Raw genomic sequence first — 20,378 nt, forward strand, 5'->3', positions numbered from 1 at the left:
ACAATGAAGACCGCTGGATTCATCGGCTGGCGCGGCATGGTCGGCTCCGTGCTCATGGAGCGCATGCGTGCCGAACGCGATTTCGATCTCATCGACCCTGTGTTCTTCACGACGTCCAACGTCGGCGGGAACGGTCCGGATGTCGGCAAGAAGATCGCGCCCCTCAAGGACGCCAACGACGTCGCCGAGCTCGCGAAAAACGATTACCTGATCAGCTGCCAGGGCGGCGACTACACGAAAGCCATCCACCCGAAGCTGCGCGCGGCGGGCTGGAAGGGCTACTGGATCGATGCGGCCTCGGCGCTTCGCATGCAGAAGGACGCGGTCATCATCCTCGACCCCGTGAACCGTCCCGTGATCGACAAGGCGGTGGCCGCGGGCACGAAGGACTTCATCGGCGGCAACTGCACCGTGAGCGGCATGATGATGGCGATCGACGGCCTGCTGAAGGCCGACCTCGTCGAGTGGGTGACGGCCATGACCTACCAGGCCGCCTCGGGTGCGGGTGCGCAGAACATGCGCGAGCTGCTCCAACAGATGGGCGAGGTCCACTTCACCGCCAAGGCGCTGCTGGACGACCCCGCCTCCGCGATCCTCGACATCGACCGCGAAGTCGCCGGCATCCTGCGCGACGAGAAATTCCCGACCGAGCACTTCGGCGTGCCGCTCGCAGGAAGCCTGCTCCCCTGGATCGACACGGATCTCGGTAACGGCCAGAGCCGCGAAGAGTGGAAGGGCCATGCGGAGACCAACAAGATCCTCGGCCGCGCGGAGAACAACGAGATCGCGGTCGACGGCATCTGCGTTCGCGTGGGCGCCATGCGCTGCCACTCGCAGGGCCTCACGATCAAGCTCAAGAAGGACGTCCCGATCGCCGATATCGAGAAGATCCTCGCCGGCGGCAACGCGTGGGTGAAAGTGGTCCCGAACAACCGGGAGGAGACGCTCAAGCGCCTGACCCCGGTCGCGGTCACCGGGACGCTCGATATTCCCATCGGACGCCTCAGAAAGCTCAAAATGGGAGGCGAGTACCTCTCGGCCTTCACTGTAGGTGACCAGCTGCTTTGGGGGGCCGCCGAACCGCTGCGCCGGATGCTTCGGATCCTTGAGGGGAAACTGCAGTAGAAACAGGGGTGAGGAGCCCGGCCGGGGAGCCCCGGTCGGGAAAAAACGCTTGAAAAATGTCCGACTTAAGCGATAATGCAATAATCCGGGTGAAGTTGAAACAATAACTACTTGATGCTACTCTACTTTTACCGGTCTTCCGAGATTGGGACGGGCATGAAGATGGTGAGGACAATACGAACCGGAGTAGCCATTGCGCTGCTCCTCGGGGCCTCGATCGCGGCGCACGCTGCGGGCCTCGGCAAGCTCACGGTCACGTCGGCGCTCGGTCAGATCCTGGCAGCAGAGATCGACCTGGTATCGATTCAACCCGGTGAGTTCGACACACTGACCGCTCGCGTCGCCTCTCCTGAGGCTTATCGCGAAGCGCGCATTGAATATTCCAGCGTCCTGCGCTTGCTGCGCTTCTCGGTCGAGAAGCGTCCCAACGGCCAGGCCTACCTGAAGATCTCGAGCATCGGCCCGATCAACGAGCCGTTCGTCGATGTGCTCATTGAGATGACCTGGCCCGCCGGCCGCATCCAGCGCGAGTACCCGATTCTTCTGGATCCGCCAGGGTTCGCGGAAGGGCGCGTGCCACAGGCCGCAGCCCCTCCAACCGCAACGGTTCAGGCAACGCCGCCGCCGGCCGCCGCGCCGGCGGTTGCACCTTCGGCGTCGGGTTCTTCGGCCCCGAGCGCTCCGGCAACCACCGGTTCGCCCTCCGCACAAGCAGAACTCAACACCGCGAAGCCCGCCCCCAGCCCCGCGCTCATCGGTTCGCCCGCCGGCGAAACCTATGGCCCCGTCCAGAAGGGCGAAACGCTGCGCAAGATCGCAGGTGAAGTGAAGCCTTCCTCGGTGAGCATGGAACAGATGCTCGTCGCGCTCTATCGCGAGAACCAGGCCGCGTTCGTCGACAGCAACATGAACCGCCTGAAGGCCGGACAGATCCTCAAGGTTCCGTCGGCGGAAGAGATCGGCAAGATCGAAGACAAGGAAGCCAACAAGGAAATCCGCACGCACGTCGCCAACTGGAACACGTACCGCGAGTCGCTCGCCGGTGGCGTGAGCACCCTCCCGGCACGTACGCAGGCTTCCAGCGCTTCCTCGGGTCGCATCGCCTCGGCCGCCGTGCCGCCGCCTGCGCCGGCCCCCGCCGAAGGCAAGGACACCCTCAAGCTCTCGAAGTCCGAATCCGGCAAGGGCGGAGCGGGCAAGGGCGGCTCCGACCGTGTGAGCGCGCTCCAGGAAGAAGTGATCTCCAAGGACAAGGCGCTCAAGGAATCGCAGTCGCGCGTCACCGAGCTCGAGAAGCAGATCCGCGACATGCAGCGCCTGCTGGACCTCAAGGCCGCCGCGCCGGTGAAGCCTGACGACAAGGCGAAGCCCGGCGACAAGAAGATCCCGGACGCGCCCAAGGTTGCCGAGGCTCCCAAGAAGGAAGAGCCGAAGAAGGAAGAGCCCAAGAAGGAAGCCGCGAAGCCCGCGGAGCCGCCGAAGGTCGCGGAAGTGAAGCCGGCGGAGACGAAGCCCGCTGAAGCGCCGAAGCCCGCGGAAGCCCCGAAGGTTGCCGAAGCACCGAAGCCTGCCGAACCCAAGCCCGCCGCCAAGAAGGCCGCGCCGCCCCCGCCGCCCCCCGGCTTGATGGATGAGCTGATGGACAACCCCGCGTACCTTGCCGCCGGCATCGGTGGCATCGGACTGCTGGGGTTGGGTGGTTTCCTCTGGGCCCGACGACGAAAGCAGCGGGCTGAGGCCGGACCTTCGAGCTCGATGACGAGCGCCTTCCCCTCCGACCTTAAGCCCAACACCGTCACGGGGAAGTCGGGTGGTGGGCTGGTGGACACAGGTAACAGCTCGTTCCTCACCGACTTCGACAAGACTGGCCCCGGCTCGATCGACACGGATGAAGTCGATCCCGTCGCCGAGGCCGAGGTCTACATCGCCTATGGCCGCGATGCGCAGGCCGAGGAAATCCTCAAGGAAGCGATGGCGCGCGACAAGAGCCGCCATGAGATCGCGCTGAAGCTCCTCGAGATCTACCACGCCCGCAAGAGCTCCACGGCGTTCGAGAACGTCGCGAAGGAACTGCACGCGCAGGTCGGCGACAACCATCCGTTGTGGCAGAAGGCCGCCGCGATGGGCGCGCAGATCGATCCGACGAACCCGCTCTACGTGGCCGCTGCCTCCGGTACGTCGACGTACCAGGCCATGGCGCCTGCGGCACCGCCGAAGCCCGACCTCGACTTCGACCTCGAGGGCAGCTCGCAGGCGGTGAGCGACCTGGATACCTCGTCGGCGCCCGCCTTCGACCTGGACCTCGATTCGAACAAGCCCGCAACGGACCTGGACCTCGATGCGCCCTCGTCGATGGATATCGACCTTGCGCCCGCGGCCCCGGTCGCCGAAGCGCCGAAGGAAAAGCCCTCGTTCGACTTCGACCTCTCCGGCCTTGATTTCCCGGGCAGTGGCGCTGACAAGACGATCGCCCCCTCCGCGCCCGCGAGCTCGGGCATGGCGGACCTCAACCTCGACATGGGTGATTCCGGCGGTGGCAGCGATGCCGTGAGCACCAAGCTCGAACTGGCCAAGGCCTACCTCGAGATCGGTGACAAGGACGGTGCCCGCGAGATCCTCCAGGAAGTCGCGAAGGAAGGCTCCGCCTCCCAGAAGGCCGAAGCGAATTCGTTGATCGCTTCGCTCTAGAAAGCTTGCAAGAATAGGGGCAGGCCCCAGGGCCTGCCCCTTTGTTTTTGCAGCCCCCAAACATGCGCATGGCACTCGGCATCGAGTACGACGGCACCGCCTTCTGCGGGTGGCAGACGCAGCCGGGCGGCTGTGGCGTGCAGGACCACCTGCAGGCCGCGCTGAGCCGCTTTGCCGACGCACCCATCGAAGTCACCGCCGCGGGCCGTACGGACGCCGGAGTCCACGCTACAGGGCAGGTCGTGCACTTCGACACCGACGCTGTGCGCGAGAACGTCTCGTGGGTGCGCGGACCCAACACCTTCCTCGATCCCCGGGTTCGGGTCGTGTGGGCCAAGACCGTGCCGGATGACTTCCACGCGCGCTACAGCGCCCGCTCGCGCACGTACCACTACCTCCTGCTGGATGACCCCGTGGCACCCGCCGCGCTGCACGATCGCGTGGGCTGGTTCCACCTGCCGCTCGATGTCGGGGCGATGAAGTACGCGGCGAAGTCGCTCGTGGGCGAGCACGATTTCAGCGCCTTCCGCGATGCGCAATGCCAGGCGAAGAGCCCGGTGCGGGACGTTTATGAGGTGCGCGTGGAGCGCGTGCGGAGCCTCGTCATCTTTACGCTGCGGGCCAATGCGTTTCTCCACCACATGGTGCGCAACATCGTGGGTTCGCTTGTGTACGTGGGTGCGGGCCGGCAGCCCGAGACCTGGCTCCTGGAGCTGCTCGAAGGGCGCGATCGCAAGCTCGCCGCGCCCACGTTCGCCGCCGAGGGCTTGTACCTCTCGGCCGTCGAGTATGATTCCGCGTTCGCGTTGCCGGCCTTCCGCCGCAACGCATTGCTCGAAGTCGCCCGGGTAGTCGATGGTTCCTGACCCCAAAATTCAACGCACACGCATCAAGATCTGCGGCATTCGCGAGAAGGCCCACGCGTTGCTTGCGGCGACCGAGGGCGCGGATGCGATCGGCCTGGTTTTTCACGCGCCAAGCCCGCGTGCGATCGAGCCCGCGCGTGCCGCGGAGATCGCCGATGCACTTCCGCCGTTCGTGATGGCGGTCGGACTCTTCGTCGATGCCCCTGAAGCGCGCGTGCGTGAAGTCCTCGCGGCGGTGCCCCTCGACCTGCTGCAATTCCACGGTGACGAAAGCCCTTCCTACTGCGAGCAGTTTGGCAAGCCCTACGTGCGCGCGGTGCGCATGGAGGAGAGGGTCAATTTGGTAGAATGTGCGCGTATGTTCTCCCGAGCGAAAGCGCTGTTGCTCGATGCGCATGTGCCCGGAGAAAAAGGCGGTACCGGGCGAGCATTCGACTGGTCGCGCATCCCACGCAACCTGTCGCGCCCCGTGATCCTCTCGGGCGGACTCGACGCTGCCAACGTCGGCCGCGCGATCCGGGAAGTCGGGCCCTGGGCCGTGGATGTCTCGAGCGGCGTGGAAAGCGAACGGGGAGTCAAAGACCCCGCGAAGATCACCGCATTCATTCGGAGCGCGCGAGCGTGAAACCCTACGACCTCCCGGACGCCGCCGGACACTTCGGCACTTATGGCGGAGTCTTCGTTGCGGAGACGCTGCGGGCGGCCCTCGACGAGCTCACGATCGCCTATTCGACCGCGCGCGAAGATCCGGCTTTCCAGGCGGAGCTTGCGGACGAGCTCGAGCACTACGTCGGCCGTCCCAGCCCCGTCTATCACGCGAAGCGCCTGTCGGCGGATCTCGGCGGCGCGCAGATCTACTTGAAGCGCGAAGACCTGAATCACACGGGCGCGCACAAGGTGAACAACACCGTGGGCCAGGCGCTGCTTGCGCGGCGCATGGGCAAGCCCCGCGTGATCGCGGAAACGGGCGCCGGACAGCACGGTGTTGCTTCGGCCACCGTCGCCGCGCGCTACGGCATGGAATGCGTCGTGTACATGGGCAGCGAGGACATCGCGCGCCAGGCGCAGAACGTGCACCGCATGAAGCTGCTCGGTGCGACGGTCGTTCCCGTCGAGAGCGGCTCGAAGACCCTCAAGGACGCGCTCAACGAAGCGATGCGCGACTGGGTCACGAACGTGGGCAACACGTTCTACATCATCGGCACCGTCGCGGGACCGCATCCGTACCCGATGATGGTTCGCGATTTCAATTCCGTGGTCGGCAAGGAGTGCGTGACGCAGATGCCCGCCATCGCCGGTCGCCAACCCGATGCCGTGCTCGCGTGCGTGGGCGGCGGCTCGAATGCGATGGGCATCTTCTTCTCGTACATTCCCGATGAGAAAGTGAAGCTCATCGGCGTGGAGGCGGGCGGCCTGGGCATTTCCACGGGCAAGCACGCGGCCTCGATCACCGCCGGATCGCCGGGCGTTCTCCACGGCAATCGCACGTATCTTTTGCAGGACGCGAACGGGCAGATCACCGAGACGCATTCGGTCTCCGCGGGTCTCGACTATCCGGGCGTGGGTCCGGAGCACGCATGGCTGCACGACACGGGCCGTGCGCAATACGTTTCCGTCACCGATGACGAAGCGCTTCATGCCTTCCACACGCTGTGCCGCACCGAGGGCATCATCCCGGCGCTCGAGTCGAGCCACGCGATCGCCCATGCGATGAAGATCGCGCCGACCATGAAGAAGGACCAGATCCTCCTCGTGAACCTCTCGGGCCGCGGTGACAAGGACATGCACACGGTGGCCAAGATGGCGGGAATCACGCTTTGAGCCGCATCGCCGCGACCTTCGAAGCCCTGCGCAAGGAGAAGCGCAGCGCGCTGATTCCCTTCGTCACGGCGGGCGATCCTTCGCCCGCGCAGATGCCGGCCATCATGGATGCGCTCGTCGCCGGTGGCGCCGATGTGATTGAACTCGGCGTGCCGTTCTCCGATCCCATGGCCGATGGTCCCGCGATCCAGCGCTCCTCGGAGCGCGCGCTCAAGCACGGCGTGGGGCTGAAAGACATCCTCGGCATGGTGGCCACGTTCCGCAAGCGCAACGACAAGACGCCGATCGTGCTCATGGGCTACGCGAATCCCATCGAGCACATGGGCTACGCCGCATTCGTGAGCGAAGCGAAGAAGGCCGGCGTGGATGGCGTGCTGGTCGTTGATTCGCCGCCGGACGAGAGCGCCGAGTACCTGAAGGCACTCGAAGGCTCGGGCATCGATCCCATTTTCCTGCTCGCTCCGACGTCGACGCCGAAGCGTGTCGAGAGCGTTGCCAAGATCGCGAGCGGCTACATCTATTACGTGTCGTTGAAGGGCGTATCGGGTGCGTCGCACATCGACACGACCGACGTCGAAGCGGCGATCGCTCGCATCCGCAAGCAGACGAAGATTCCCGTGGGTGTCGGCTTCGGCATTCGTGACGCTGCGACGGCGACTCGCGTTGCCGGTTTCGCTGATGCCGTCGTCGTCGGCAGCCGCCTTGTCGATGAAATCGCGAACGCTCCGGCGGACGCCATCGCGCCGCGCCTGCAGGCGCTGGTGCGCGAGTTCCGCGCCGCGCTCGACAACCTCGCGAGGGCCGCATGAGCTGGTTCCGGAAGCTCCTCCCCCCGAAGATCAAGCACGACGAGCAGCGCGAGAAGAAAGCGGTGCCCGAGGGCCTGTGGAGCAAGTGCCCGTCGTGCGAAGCGGTGCTCTATTTCACGGACCTGGAGAAGAACCTCCACGTCTGTCCGAAGTGCGCGTTCCACAATCGCCTCTCCGCGCGCCAGCGTCTCGATCTCTTCCTCGATCCCGAAGGCCGCGCGGAGTTCGGCTCCGAAGTGCTGCCGGTCGATGCGCTCAAGTTCAAGGATTCGCGCAAGTACATCGATCGCCTCGAAGAGGCTGAGCGCGAAACGGGCGAGACCGATGCACTGGTCGTCATGCAAGGCTCGGTGCTGAACGTGCCGCTGGTCGCCGCGGTGTTCGAGTTCGGATTCCTGGGCGGCTCCATGGGCTCCGTGGTGGGCGAGCGATTCGTGCGCGCGGTGCAGGCGTGTTGCGACGAGCGCGTGCCGTTCGTGTGCTTCACCGCTACCGGTGGCGCGCGCATGCAGGAAGGCCTCCTTTCGCTCATGCAGATGGCCAAGACCACGACCTCGCTGCACCAACTCTCCGCGGTGCGCCAGCCGTTCGTCTCGGTGCTCACCGATCCCACGATGGGCGGTGTCTCCGCGAGCTTCGCGTTCATCGGCGACGTCGTGATTGCCGAACCGGGTGCCCTCATCGGCTTCGCCGGGCCGCGCGTCATCGAGCAGACGGTGCGCGAGACGCTGCCCGAAGGCTTCCAGCGCTCGGAATTCCTGCTGGAGAAGGGTGCCATCGACATGATCGTCGACCGCCGCCAGTTGCGCGAGAAGATCGCGCGCATGTGCACGCTCCTCAAGCGCGAGCCCGCCCCGGGGGCCTGAAGCCGTTGCAGCGCTCGCTCGACGACTGGCTCGCCTACATCTCCGCGCAGCATCCCTCGGCCATCGCGCTGGGGCTCGACCGCGTCCGTGAGGTCGCCGGGCGCATGCAGCTCAAGCCGCCCAAGGTTGCGATCACTGTCGGTGGCACCAACGGCAAGGGTTCTACGTGTGCTTTCCTCGAGCGAATCCTTCTCGAGTGCGGCTACAAGGTCGGCTGCTACACCTCGCCGCATCTCATCCGCTACAACGAGCGCGTCCGCCTGCAGGGCGAGGACGTGGCCGATGCGCCGCTCGTGGAAAGCTTCGAGCGCGTCGAGGCGGCGCGCGGCAGCACACAGCTCACGTACTTCGAATACGGAACGCTCGCGGCGCTGTGGCTCTTCAACGAGCGCAACGTCGATTGCGCGATCCTCGAGGTGGGTCTCGGAGGGCGCCTCGACGCGGTGAACATCATCGATGCGGACGTTGCGATCGTCACCAGCGTGGATCTCGATCACCAGGCCTTTCTCGGCAACACGCGGGAAGCAATCGGCGCGGAGAAGGCGGGCATCTTCCGCAAGGGCCGGCCCGCGCTCTTCGGCGACGTGGGTCCGCCCGAATCGCTCGTGAAGCACGCGCAGGCGATCGGCGCGGACCTGCAGATCCTCGGCCGCGATTTCGGCTTCGCGCTGCAGGAGCGGCAGTGGGAGTTCCGAGGGCGGAGGAGCAAGAAGCACGCGCTTCCGGTGCCCGCACTTCGCGGCACCTGGCAGTTGAAGAACGCCTCCTGCGCGATCGCGGCCCTCGATGAAGTCGCCGACCGTCTCCCGGTGTCGCTGGGCGAGATCAAGCGCGGCCTGACTCTCGTCCGCCTCACGGGCCGCCTTCAGGTGCTGCCCGGCCAGCCCGCGGTGGTACTCGACGTGGCGCACAACCCGCACGCGGCGCGCTCGCTCGCCGACGGTCTCCTCGACATGGGCTTCTACCCGCGGACCATCGCCGTCTTCGCGATGCTCGCCGACAAGGACATCGGTGCGGTCATCGACGCGCTCAAGGGACGCATCGACGAGTGGTTCGTGGCGAGTGTCGCGAGCGACCGTGCGGCGAGCGCCACGCAGCTCACGGAGGCCCTCGCGGCGAGGGGATATGCGGGAGTAACGCGCTCGTTTGCCACGGTAGCCCAGGCACTCGACGCGGCGCGTCGGGAGGCAGCCCCCAATGATAGAATTTGCGTCTTTGGATCGTTCTATACCGTGGCCGAAGCGCTGGAAGCATCGCGTTAGCCCGGAGACCCCGCGCCATGTCGGAAACCCCGACCGCTGAACAGCTCGAAGTGCGACGCAAGGGCCGCCAGCGGCTCATAGGCGCTGTCGCGATCGTCCTCCTCGCCGTGGTCTTCGTTCCGATGGTCCTCGACCCCGAGCCCAATCGCGAACGCAAGGAACCCGCGCTCACGATTCCCTCCAAGGACGCAGTAGCACCTCTCCCGGCGCCGACGCCCGCAAAGGCCGCAGCTGAAGCGCCCAAGGCTGCGGAAACGAAGCCTGCGGAGACCAAGCCTGTCGAGGCTCCCAAGCCCGCGCCCGCCACCGCCGCAGTGAAGCCCGTCGAGTCCAAGGTCCTCAATTCGAAGCCTTCGTCGATTCCCGCCCCTGCGCCGGCGAGCGTCGCTGCCGCTGCGCCGCCTCCCGCAGCACCTGTAGCTGCTGCCGCTCCGCCTGCTGTCGCTCCGAAGCTCGAAGGCTTCGCGGTGCAAGTAGGCGCCTTCGGCGACGAAGAGAAGCTCAAGCAGGCGCGCGCCAAGCTCGCCGCCGCGAAGATCACGCATTTCACCGAACGCATTCCTTCGAGCGGGCTCACGCGCCTGCGCGCGGGTCCATACCCCACCAGGGAAGCAGCCGAGAAGGCGCAGGTCGCAGTTGCAGCCGCGGGCCTCGAAGGCAAGGTCGTCCCGCTGCCATGAAAGCGCCTACACTCTAGCCATGTGCGCCATCATCGGAGTCGTCGCGCGCAGCCCCGTCAACCAGATCATCTACGACGGGCTGACGGTCCTGCAGCATCGTGGACAGGATGCCGCGGGCCTGGTCACGGCCGAGGGCCACAGCTTCCACATGCACAAAGGCGGCGGTCTCGTGCGCGACGTGTTCCGCACGCGCGACATGCGCAACCTCGTGGGCCACATGGGCATCGGCCACTGCCGCTATCCCACCGCGGGCAGCGCCTCGTCGGTCGCCGAATCGCAGCCGTTCTACGTGAACTCGCCCTTCGGCATCACGCTCGGGCACAACGGCAACCTCGTGAATTCCGACCAGCTGCGCAACGAGCTCTTCGCCGAGGATCGGCGCCACGTCAACACGAATTCCGATTCCGAGGTGCTGCTGAACGTCCTCGCGCACGAGATCACGGACGCCTCGCAGGGCAGCCCGCGCCTCGACCCGGACATGATCTTCAAGGCGGTCTCCGGCGTGCATCGCCGAGTGAAGGGCGCCTACGCGGTGGTCGCGATGATCGCCGGCTACGGCCTGCTCGCCTTCCGCGATCCCTTCGGCATCCGCCCGCTGATCATCGGCCGCGCGGATACGGAGAAGGGCGTGGAGTTCATGGTCGCCTCCGAAAGCGTCGCGCTCGACACGATGAACTTCAAGGTGATGCGCGACGTCGCACCCGGCGAAGCGATCCTCATCGACGAGAGCGGCAACTTCCACGCGCGCATCTGCGCCGAGAAGACGCAGCTCAACCCGTGCATCTTCGAATACGTGTACCTCGCGCGGCCCGACTCCGTGATCGACGGCATCTCGGTCTACGAGAGCCGCCGCAACATGGGCAAAAGCCTCGCCGACAAGATCAAGTCGCTGGGCTTGCGCGACGAGATCGACGTCGTCATTCCGATTCCCGATTCCAGCCGCCCGAGCGCGCTCGAAGTCGCCGCGAAGCTGAAGAAGCCGTACCGCGAAGGCTTCATCAAGAACCGCTACATCGGCCGCACGTTCATCATGCCCGGCCAGGAGCTGCGCCGGCGCAGCGTGCGCCAGAAGCTGAACGCGATGGCGATCGAGTTCCGCGGCAAGAACGTGCTGCTCGTCGATGATTCGATCGTGCGTGGCACCACCAGCCGCGAGATCGTGTCGATGGCGCGCGAGAGCGGCGCCAACAAGGTGTTCTTCGCCTCCGCCGCGCCGCCCGTTCGCTTCCCGAACGTGTACGGCATCGACATGCCCTCGCGCGCGGAGCTCATCGCCAACGGCCGCGACGAAGCGCAGATCGCCGAGGCGATCGGTGCGGACGCCGTGATCTACCAGGAGCTCGACGCCCTCATCGAAGCCGTGCGCACCTGCAACCCGGCGATCGAGCGCTTCGATTGCTCGTGCTTCGACGGCAACTACATCACGGGCGACGTCTCGGAGTCGTACCTCGCCTCCATCGAGGCCTCGCGCGCCGACGGCGAGTCGCAGACGCGGCTGTCGAGCTACCAGCTCGACCTCGGCCTCTCCACCGTCGACTAGTCCCATGGCATCCGACCACAAGCCCGACACCCTGGGGGTGCGAGCCGGGGGAATCCGCAGCGATTTCCAGGAGCACTCGGAAGCGCTCGTCCTCTCCACGAGCTTCGTCTACAAGAGTGCCGCCGAGGCCGCGCGCAAGTTCGCGAACGAAGAGCCCGGCTACATCTATTCGCGTTTCACCAATCCCACGGTCACGATGTTCCAGGACCGCCTCGCCGCGCTCGAAGGCGCGGAGGCGTGTGTCGCGACATCGACCGGCATGGCGGCGGTGGCGACCACGGTCTTCGGGTTGCTGAAGGCGGGCGATCACATGATTGCCGCACGCGGCGTGTTCGGGACCGTCGTGCCGCTCTTCGACCAGATCCTGTCCAAGTTCAACGTCGAAACCACATGGGTCGATCCCCGCGACGCCGACGCGTGGGTGAAGGCGGTTCGCCCGAACACCAAGCTCTTCTTCGTGGAGTCGCCGTCGAATCCCGCGCTCGAGATCGCCGACATCGCGGCACTCGCAACACTCGCGAAGAAGTCCGGTGCGATCCTCGCCGTGGACAACGCCGTGTGCTCGCCGGCGCTGCAGCAACCGATCAAGTTCGGCGCCGACCTCGTGATCCACTCGGCTACCAAGTACTTGGACGGCCAGGGCCGCGTCCTCGCGGGCGCGATTGCCGGCCGCAAGGACCTTGTCAGCGGTCCGCTCTATCAATTCGTGCGCACCGCAGGCCCGGCCATTTCCCCGTTCAACGCATGGGTGTGCCTGAAGGGCATGGAGACACTCGGCATCCGCATGCAGGCGCAGTCGGCCAATGCGCTCGAAGTCGCGCGCTGGCTCGAAGCCCACAAGGGCGTGCAGCGCGTGATCTATCCCGGATTGAAATCGCATCCGCAGCACGCGCTCGCCAAGCGCCAGCAGTCGGCGGGCGGCGCGGTGCTTTCGTTCGTCGCCCGGGGCGGCCGCGAAGCGGCGTGGAAGATCATCGATGCGGTGAAGCTGATTTCCATCACCGCGAACTTCGGCGACGTGAAGAGCACGATCTGCCATCCCGCCACCACGACGCACGCGCGGCTCACGCCCGCGGAGCGCGAAGCGGCCGGCATCGGCGAGGGCATGATCCGGCTCGCGGTCGGACTCGAGAATCCCGCCGACGTCTGCGCGGACCTGGAGCGGGGACTTTCTTAAGCAATGCAGCGCACGCGCCACGTGTTCCTGATGTGCCCGCCGGAGTTCTTCGACGTCTCGTACATCATCAATCCGTGGATGCACGGAAACGTCCGCAAGATCGACAACGCGCTCGCCAAGAAGCAATGGCGCTCGCTCTACGACGTGCTCTGCGATCTCGCCACGGTGCGCCTCGTGCTTCCGCAGCCCGGCACGCCGGACATGGTGTTCACGGCCAACGCGGGCCTGCTGCGCGGCAACACCTTCCTCGTCTCGCGCTTCCGCTATCCCGAGCGCCAGGCCGAAGAGCCGTACTTCGCCGACTGGTTCATGGACCGCGGCTTTGATGTCACGCTCATGCCGCGCGACATGCCCTTCGAGGGCGCGGGCGATGCGCTGTTCGATCGCGGCGGCAACCGCCTGTGGATGGCCTACGGGCATCGCTCGGTGCTCGCCTCGAAGGCGAAGATCGAGAAGTGCTTCGATACCGAGGTCGTGCCGCTCAAGCTCACCGACCAGCGCTTCTACCATCTCGACACGTGCTTCTGCGCGCTCGAAGGCGGCAACTTCATCTACTACCCGCCGGCCTTCGATGCCGCATCGCAGAAGACCATCGAGAAGCGCATCCCGGCCGCCAAGCGCATCGCGATCAGCGAGGAGGATGCCCTGGCATTCGCCTGCAACGCCGTGAACGCGGGCAAGACCCTCGTGGTCAATCGCGCATCGGCGGCGTTTGTCGCGGACCTCGGCGCCAAGGGCTACGACGTCGTGCAGACGCCGCTCACCGAATTCATGAAGGCGGGCGGATCGGCCAAGTGCCTGACGCTGCGCCTGGACGAGCCCGCCCCAGCCTAGGAGGTCCCATGAGCCTTACGAGGACGCTGGTCATCGCCATCGCACTTGCGCTCGCGGCCCCGGTCGCGCACTCGCAGGTCTACAAATGGACCGACAAGGACGGACGCGTCCACTACGGCGAGAAACCGCCCGAGGGCGTGAAGGCCACGCCAGTCGCCGTTCCCTCCGCGCCGAAGGGCGCCGCTGCGGCCACGCCCGCGCCCGACGCCGCGCCGCCGAAGACCGTGTCGGAGCAGGAAGCCGAATTCCGCAAGCGCCAGGCGAAGCGCGACGAAGCCGAGCGCTCCTTCAAGCAGCGCGAGGAAGAAGCCGCGGAGCGCGAGAAGATCTGCGAGAACGCCCGCAAGCGCCTCGAGATCCTGCGCACACCCGTGCCCGTGTACACGAAGGATGAACAAGGCAATCGCAGCTACCTCGACGAGGGTGGGCGCGCGAGCGAGATCGCCAAGGAAGAAAAGCGCGAGAAGGAAAACTGCGCGCGATGATGCGTTTCTCGCCGTGGGTACGGGCCGCTGCACTCCTTGTCGCCAGCCTGTTCGCGGCCTGCAATCTCGGCGATTCCGATATCCCCGCCGAGCGCCTGCCGCGCTTCGAGCCCGCCCCCGGTGCTGCGCCGCAAATCGCCCTGGTGTTCGGCTCCGGCGGCCCGCGCGGCTTCGCCCACATCGGCGTGCTCAAGGTGCTCGAGGCCGAAGGCATCAAGCCCGACCTCGTGGTGGGCTCCAGCGTGGGCGCCATGGTGGGAGCGCTCTACGCATCGGGAATGCAGGCGAAGGCGCTCGAGCAGCTTGCCATGGAGATCAGCGTGCTCGACTTCTTCGAGGTGGGCTTCGTCACGGGAGGCCCGGCGACGGGCCGCACCATCCAGAATTTCGTGAACTCGCGCGTGGCCAACGTACCCATCGAGCGCCTCAAGACACCGTTCGTTGCCGTCGCGACGCGCGCCCGTGATGGCGAGCTCGTGCTCTTCAACCGCGGCGACACGGGCCTCGCGGTGCGCGCTTCGGGAGCGACTCCCGGGAGGTTCGAGTCGGTGCGCATCGGCGGTGAAGCGTACGTCGATGGCGACGAAGCGAGCCCGGTGCCGATTCGCGCAGCCCGGAAGCTCGGCGCGCGCATCGTGATCGCGATCGATGTCTCCGCCTACGAGAAGGACACGCCCGCCGGAGCGCCGGCCGAATGGGTGAACAAGGATGCGAAGCGCGCGAAGCTGGTGGCGCTGGAAGCGAAGGATGCCGACATCCTGCTGCACCCGAACATCGGCTACTACGCGGGTCACGACGAAGCGTATCGCCGCCGCGTGATCGCGCTCGCCGAAGCCTACACGCGAGCGAAGATGCCCGAGATCCGCGCGGCGCTTGGCGCTCAGAGGGTGACGGCGCGCAGTCCCGAGGGCGTGGCCTCGAGGTAGCTTCCGCGGTCGTACCAGTCAGAAAGCACCCAGCGAATGCATTCACGTCCGCCTACGCGATGCACGTGGCGCGCGGGCCGATGCGTGTGGCCGTGGATCATCAGGTCGCAGCCCGAGTCGGCGAAGGCTTTCTCCACCGCGGCCGGGGCGACGTCCATGATCTCCATGGATTTCCCGCGCTTCGCGGCTTCGCTGCCCTCGCGATACGACTTCGCCAGCGCGACGCGCTCGGCGAGCGGACGAGAAAGTGTGGCGCGCTGCCATTCGCGGTCGCGCACCTTCGCGCGAAACGCCTGGTACTCGGTGTCGTCCGTGCAGAGCGTGTCGCCGTGCAGCAGCACCGCGCGCGTTCCGTACAGATCCACCTGTGAAGGGTCGTCGAGCATGCGGACCCCCGTCTCACGCGAGAAGGGCCCGTTCACGAGGAAGTCGCGGTTGCCGTGCATGAACGCCGTGGGAATGCGCGCGGCGGTGTCGCGGAGCGCGTCGGCCATGCGGGCCTGGAAGGGGAGCGCGAGGCTGTCGTCGCCCGCCCAGAATTCGAAGAGGTCGCCGAGGATGTAGAGCGCATCGGCGCTGCGCGCTTCCTTGGAGAGGAAGCCCTCGAAAGCCGCGGCCATTTCCGGCCGCGACTCGTCGAGGTGAAGATCCGAGATGAAGAGCGTGCGACCGCTCAGATGCACTCAGCCTTCTCGATGACCACGGGCGTGGTCGGGACGTTCTGGTGGCCGCCGGCGTTGCCGGTGGGCACCTTCTTGATCTTGTCGATCGTGTCCTTGCCGTCGACCACCTTGCCGAACACCGCGTAGCCGAAGTTGCTCGGGCCCGCGTGGTTCAGGAAGTCGTTCTGCTTCACGTTGACGAAGAACTGGGCGGTGGCCGAGTCGACCACGTTGGTGCGCGCCATCGCGACGGTGTACTCGTCGTTCTTCAGGCCATTGGGGGCCTCGTTCTTGATCGGCGGCTGCGTGGGCTTCTGCGCCATGTCCTTGGTGAAGCCGCCACCCTGGATCATGAAGTTGTCCATGACGCGGTGGAAGATCGTGCCGTTGTAGTGGCCGGACTCGACGTACTTCACGAAGTTCTCGGCGGAGATCGGGGCCTTGGCCTTGTCGAGCTCGATGGTGAATGCGCCCATCGAGGTGGTGAATTTGACTTTCATCGGATCAGTTCCTTTCAACTTTGCGCTGCAGGACGCGGCGGCGGTTTTTGCGGGATCGGCCTTGGCCTGCGAGAACGCGGCGAGCGGCGCGAGTGCGGCGAGTGCCACGAGCGTGGCGAGGGTGTTGCGACGAGCGAATTGCATGGAGGACCTCTTAGGAAACGACGGATTCGTGGACGATGCGCCAGCGGTCGCCCTCTTTGGCCCAGTACTGGCGCTTCAGGGTCTTGTTGGACAGGTTGTTCGAGCGATAGTCCTGCTCGAAGGTCACCATCATCATGGGGCCCGCGCCCGGATAGGCGAACAGGCTCATCTGCGCGACGCCGACCTTGATCCAGGACTTGCCGGCATTCACCTTGCGCTTCTGCGCGCTCCAGGCTTCGCGGCTCTTTGTCCCCGGCTCGAACTCCTTGCCGTAGTGGGCGAGGTACTTGTCGGTGTCGCGGCTTTCCCAATCGGTGCGCCACTGGCCGAACGCGTTGAGGAACTCCTTGCGGTCGTTCTCCCAGCTCGCGGGTTCGCGCCAGGTGATCTTGCGGCCGATGACGACGGGCGTGCGGCCGACGTCGACGTAGCGCGCGAGGCGATTGAAGTCGTCGTTGGTGAGGACCACGCAGCCGTCGGTCGCGAAGGGCGGGCGGCTGTACGTTTCCGAGGGCGTGCCGTGCAGCCAGATGCCATGCCCGTTGCGGCCGTTGCGCTTGTCCCACTCGTTCGGGTAGCTGATCGGATAGGCGCCGGTGCCGTAGAAGTCGGGCAGCTTTTCCTTGGACGAGACGATCGTGTAGACGCCGATCGGGGTCTTCTGGTCGCCTTCGCGCCGCTTCTCGTCGCCGTTCTTGCCGAGGCTGATGTAGAAGTCGGTCACGTACTTCGGCCGGCCGTTGTCGTTCGCGTAGATGAAGAGGCGCGAGCGCGTGGTGTCGACGAGGATCGCGTGCGGCTGCGAAGGTGAGAGCTGCAGCAGGGGTGCGGGCAGGTGCTCGATGTTCGGCGCGTCGAGATAGCGCTGCAGGCGCACGCGCGCTTCATCCTGCAGGGGCGCCATGCTCGCCGAGGTGGCCGTCGCGCCGAAGGCCACGGGCTGGCCCGCGCGGGCCATCAGGAGGTCGCCGCGAATCAAGTGACCGAGGCGGAAATTGGGATTGCGGAGGAGCACTTCGTCGATCTCGCCCATGGCCTGGCGCAGGCCGCTTTCGCGCAGGCCGACGATGGCGCGCACCAGCGAACCCTCGACGTCATTGGAGAACGAGAAAACGCCGGCGGAGCCGTCGCCATCGCCATCCGCAAACGACGGACACGCGGCGAGGGCGAGTGCAGCAAAGAACGCGCGTTTCACCCGCCCGTGCGCTCCTGCTTGATGAGCCATTTGTCTCCGACCTTCACGAGCTTCAGCGTCTTCGTGTTGTTGCTCTTCATGGCATCGGAGCGATAAGCCTGGCGGAAGACCGCCGTGGCTTCATTGCCCGAGACCTTGATCGACTTCATCGTGACGCCGACCTCAATCGACTTGGGCGCCTCGATGCGTTCGGTGCGGGTTTTCTCCCAGGCCGCGCGCGCTTCGCCGTTGGGCGTCTCGAAGTCCGGCGCATAGGCCGCGAGGTAGCCCGCCACGTCCTTGGAGCTCCAGGCCTTGGCCCACGCGGTGACGGCCGCGGCGACTTGCGCGTTGGTCTCGTCGCCGGCGCTCGGCGCGGGCTTCGTCGGGGCGGCCTTGGCCGGTTCGGCTTTGGGCTTCTCCGCCTTCGTGGGTTCGGTCTTCGGCGTGGTCGTCGCGACCTTCGGAGGCGGTTCCTGTTTCGAAGGTTCGCTCGGCGCAGGCTTCACGGGTTCGGCGGCCTTGGGCTCGGCGGTCTTCGTCGGTGCGGGCTTCGTGGCAGCCGTCGCGACCTTCTGCGAGCTGAAGAGGTCCTTCACCATCGAGAGCTTCACTTGCGCCGCGGCGTTGTTCTTGTCGAGGGCGAGGGCACGATCGTAGGCGCGGCTTGCGAGCTGCGCGTAGATGTCGCCGAGGTTCTCGTGCGCGGTGGCGTAGCTCGGGTGCGTGTGGATCGCGAGCTCGAGCGCGCTCTTCGCCTTGTCGTAGTTGCCCTGCGATGCGTAGAGCACGGCGAGGTTGTTGTACGGCTCGGGGAGCTCGGGGTAATCCTCGGTGAGTCCGGTGAAGACCTGGATCGCTTCGCTGGTCTTCTTCTGCTCGGTGAGGATGAGGCCCTTGAGGAATCGGCCCTGCGGATCACGCGGCTGCGCCTTCAGGTAGCCGTCGACTTTCTCGAGCGACGGGGCGAGGCGGCCTTGCGTGTAGAGTTTCTGCGCGTCCTTGAGGTCATCGGCGGGCGCGGCATAGGCAACGGCGGCACCGCAAAAAAACACCCCGGCGAGGGCCTTCGCGAGTGCTTTCCTCATCGAGTTGCGCTGCAGCATCGTGTTATAATTTGTTGAATTTAATGGGAAACACATTCTACCAACCTTGGGGGGGCTTCACAATGCGGCTCACCTCGACACCCGCGCCCCTCGATGGCCGCACCGGCGCCTTCTGGCGTGCGTCGTGCGCTTGGGCACGGGCTTTTGGTTGTTGTTCCCAGCTTCGGTCCTGAACGTCCGGCGGAACCCCGCCGCGTCCTTCCAACGTCGATGATGCCGCGCCGCCCGAGCGCCGAGCCATTCCCATGTCCGAACTGACCATCTACAACACCCTCACGCGCGCCAAAGAGCGCTTCGTTCCCCACGTGGCCGGCAAGGCCGGCCTCTACGTGTGCGGCCCGACCGTCTACGACTACATCCACATCGGCAATGCGCGCACGTTCACGACGTTCGACATGGTGGCGCGCTGGCTGCGCACCGTGGGCCTCGATGTCACGTACGTGCGCAACGTCACCGACATCGACGACAAGATCATCGACCGGGCCAACGAGCGCGGCATTCCCTTCCGTGAACTCGCCGAATCGATGGCCGCCGCGTTCAACGAGGATTGCGCGCGCCTGAAGTTGCTGGCGCCCGACCGCGAGCCGCGCGCGACGAAGTACGTGGACGCAATGCTGGGGCTCATCGAGACCCTCGAGACGAAGGGCCTCGCGTATCGCGCGCCCAACGGCGACGTGTACTTCTCGGTTCGCGATTTCCCCGGCTACGGCAAGCTCTCGCGCCGCAACCTGGATGACCTGCGCGCGGGCGAGCGCGTTGCGGTCGAGACCGCCAAGAAGGACCCGCTCGACTTCGCACTGTGGAAGTCCGCGAAGCCCGGTGAGCCCTCGTGGAGCTCGAAGTACGGCGACGGCCGCCCCGGCTGGCACATCGAATGCTCGGCGATGGCGGCGGCGGAGCTGGGCACGCCCGTGGATCTCCACGGCGGCGCGGTGGACCTCACCTTCCCGCACCACGAGAACGAAATCGCGCAGAGCGAAGGCGCGGGGCACACACCCTTCACCCGCTGCTGGATGCACGGCGCGTTCCTCAACATGGACAGCGAGAAGATGTCCAAGTCGCTGGGCAACTTCTTCACGCTGCGCGAGATCCTCGCGAAGTTGGATCCCGTTCGCGGCGGCGAGACCGTGCGGTTCTTCCTGCTGCGCGGCCACTACCGCAGCGAGATCAACTACACGTGGGAGACGCTCGAGGACGCGGGCAACACGCTCCTCGGTTTCTACACGGCGCTGCGCGAAGTCGCCCCGGCCAATGCGCCGATCGACTGGTCGCATCCGCTCGCGGCGCGCTTCCGCGCGGCGATGAGCGACGACTTCGACACGCCCGTCGCGTTCGCCGTGCTGCACGAGCTGCGTGGCGAAGTGAATCGCACGAAGTCGGCCGAAGCGGCGGGGCTGCTGAAGGCATTGGGCGCAACGCTGGGGTTCTTCCAGACCGACCCGGACGCGTTCCTGAAGGGCGGCGTGGAACTCGATGTGGAAGCGAAGATCGCCGAGCGCAAGGCAGCCAAGGCGGCGAAGGATTTCGGCCGGGCCGACGCGATTCGCAAGGAGCTCGAAGCCGCCGGCGTCATCCTCGAGGACAAGCCCGGCGGCAACACCGAGTGGCGGCGGCGGTAGGGCAGGTCAACGTCAAAGGCAGAAAGAATCCGCAGATAAACGCGGATAAACGCAGATAAGAGCTTGGTGGGTTGATGCCAAGAATTGCGGGCAC

At 66.0% G+C, this 20,378-nt stretch carries 19 protein-coding genes; 15 read left to right on the plus strand and 4 right to left on the minus strand.

The features are described from left to right. The first annotated feature begins 3 nt into the window (after positions 1 to 3). The 14 genes from asd (at position 4) to DSM104440_RS07615 (ending at position 15,079) form a co-directional block, all read left to right on the plus strand. Positions 4 to 1,125 (plus strand): aspartate-semialdehyde dehydrogenase, encoded by a 1,122-nt coding sequence (gene asd, locus DSM104440_RS07550; protein WP_171161406.1) that lies wholly within the window; start codon positions 4 to 6, stop codon positions 1,123 to 1,125. Positions 1,126 to 1,281: 156 nt separating this feature from the next. Further along, positions 1,282 to 3,813 carry a motility hub landmark protein FimV gene (locus tag DSM104440_RS07555; protein WP_246212115.1) on the plus strand — a complete coding sequence of 844 codons (2,532 nt, stop codon included), beginning with the start codon at positions 1,282 to 1,284 and terminating at the stop codon, positions 3,811 to 3,813. A gap of 62 nt (positions 3,814 to 3,875) precedes the next feature. Beyond that, positions 3,876 to 4,679, plus strand: a complete 804-nt coding sequence (gene truA / locus DSM104440_RS07560; RefSeq protein WP_171161408.1) for a tRNA pseudouridine(38-40) synthase TruA — start codon at positions 3,876 to 3,878, stop codon at positions 4,677 to 4,679. 58 nt (positions 4,680 to 4,737) lie between these two features. Next, the gene (locus DSM104440_RS07565; RefSeq protein WP_425509653.1) at positions 4,738 to 5,304 is read left to right on the plus strand and encodes a phosphoribosylanthranilate isomerase; all 567 of its coding nucleotides are present in this window, start codon (positions 4,738 to 4,740) and stop codon (positions 5,302 to 5,304) included. Further along, entirely contained in the window at positions 5,301 to 6,500 is a 1,200-nt protein-coding gene (gene trpB, locus DSM104440_RS07570; protein WP_171161410.1) for a tryptophan synthase subunit beta, read from the plus strand. The genes DSM104440_RS07565 and trpB overlap by 4 nt, the downstream gene beginning before the upstream one ends. After that, positions 6,497 to 7,309, plus strand: a complete 813-nt coding sequence (gene trpA, locus DSM104440_RS07575; protein ID WP_171161411.1) for a tryptophan synthase subunit alpha — start codon at positions 6,497 to 6,499, stop codon at positions 7,307 to 7,309. Before trpB ends, trpA begins: the two co-directional genes overlap by 4 nt. Further along, positions 7,306 to 8,175: an acetyl-CoA carboxylase, carboxyltransferase subunit beta gene (gene accD / locus DSM104440_RS07580; protein WP_171161412.1), complete on the plus strand. Its 870-nt coding sequence runs from the start codon at positions 7,306 to 7,308 to the stop codon at positions 8,173 to 8,175. Before trpA ends, accD begins: the two co-directional genes overlap by 4 nt. A 5-nt stretch (positions 8,176 to 8,180) precedes the next feature. After that, positions 8,181 to 9,437, plus strand: coding sequence for a bifunctional tetrahydrofolate synthase/dihydrofolate synthase (gene folC, locus DSM104440_RS07585; protein ID WP_171161413.1), 1,257 nt, complete (start codon positions 8,181 to 8,183; stop codon positions 9,435 to 9,437). Positions 9,438 to 9,454: 17 nt separating this feature from the next. Then, positions 9,455 to 10,117: an SPOR domain-containing protein gene (locus DSM104440_RS07590; RefSeq protein ID WP_171161414.1), complete on the plus strand. Its 663-nt coding sequence runs from the start codon at positions 9,455 to 9,457 to the stop codon at positions 10,115 to 10,117. A gap of 19 nt (positions 10,118 to 10,136) precedes the next feature. Beyond that, entirely contained in the window at positions 10,137 to 11,657 is a 1,521-nt protein-coding gene (gene purF / locus DSM104440_RS07595) for an amidophosphoribosyltransferase (protein ID WP_171161415.1), read from the plus strand. Positions 11,658 to 11,661: 4 nt separating this feature from the next. Then, positions 11,662 to 12,834, plus strand: a complete 1,173-nt coding sequence (locus DSM104440_RS07600) for an O-succinylhomoserine sulfhydrylase (protein ID WP_171161416.1) — start codon at positions 11,662 to 11,664, stop codon at positions 12,832 to 12,834. Between the two features lie 3 nt (positions 12,835 to 12,837). Then, positions 12,838 to 13,668, plus strand: coding sequence for a dimethylarginine dimethylaminohydrolase family protein (locus DSM104440_RS07605; RefSeq protein ID WP_171161417.1), 831 nt, complete (start codon positions 12,838 to 12,840; stop codon positions 13,666 to 13,668). An 8-nt stretch (positions 13,669 to 13,676) separates the two neighbouring features. Then, positions 13,677 to 14,153, plus strand: coding sequence for a DUF4124 domain-containing protein (locus tag DSM104440_RS07610; protein ID WP_171161418.1), 477 nt, complete (start codon positions 13,677 to 13,679; stop codon positions 14,151 to 14,153). Next, entirely contained in the window at positions 14,150 to 15,079 is a 930-nt protein-coding gene (locus tag DSM104440_RS07615) for a patatin-like phospholipase family protein (protein WP_171161419.1), read from the plus strand. Before DSM104440_RS07610 ends, DSM104440_RS07615 begins: the two co-directional genes overlap by 4 nt. Here DSM104440_RS07615 and DSM104440_RS07620 read toward each other — a convergent pair. From DSM104440_RS07620 to DSM104440_RS07635, 4 genes are all read right to left on the minus strand, one after another. Then, complete coding sequence (locus DSM104440_RS07620) at positions 15,034 to 15,762, minus strand: UDP-2,3-diacylglucosamine diphosphatase (RefSeq protein WP_171161420.1); 729 nt, start codon at positions 15,760 to 15,762, stop codon at positions 15,034 to 15,036. The two genes, DSM104440_RS07615 and DSM104440_RS07620, sit on opposite strands and share 46 nt — an antisense overlap. Next, positions 15,753 to 16,241: a peptidylprolyl isomerase gene (locus tag DSM104440_RS07625; RefSeq protein WP_246212149.1), complete on the minus strand. Its 489-nt coding sequence runs from the start codon at positions 16,239 to 16,241 to the stop codon at positions 15,753 to 15,755. Before DSM104440_RS07625 ends, DSM104440_RS07620 begins: the two co-directional genes overlap by 10 nt. A 154-nt stretch (positions 16,242 to 16,395) precedes the next feature. Next, complete coding sequence (locus DSM104440_RS07630) at positions 16,396 to 17,610, minus strand: L,D-transpeptidase family protein (RefSeq protein ID WP_212758260.1); 1,215 nt, start codon at positions 17,608 to 17,610, stop codon at positions 16,396 to 16,398. After that, positions 17,577 to 18,665 carry a L,D-transpeptidase Cds6 family protein gene (locus DSM104440_RS07635; RefSeq protein WP_171161423.1) on the minus strand — a complete coding sequence of 363 codons (1,089 nt, stop codon included), beginning with the start codon at positions 18,663 to 18,665 and terminating at the stop codon, positions 17,577 to 17,579. Before DSM104440_RS07635 ends, DSM104440_RS07630 begins: the two co-directional genes overlap by 34 nt. Before the next feature lie 245 nt (positions 18,666 to 18,910). On the opposite strand from DSM104440_RS07635, the gene cysS reads away from it, so the two are divergent. Then, entirely contained in the window at positions 18,911 to 20,284 is a 1,374-nt protein-coding gene (cysS, locus tag DSM104440_RS07640; protein ID WP_171161424.1) for a cysteine--tRNA ligase, read from the plus strand. Positions 20,285 to 20,378: the final 94 nt, after the last annotated feature.

This window comes from Usitatibacter palustris (assembly GCF_013003985.1).
GTDB classification, from domain to species: Bacteria; Pseudomonadota; Gammaproteobacteria; order Burkholderiales; family Usitatibacteraceae; genus Usitatibacter; species Usitatibacter palustris.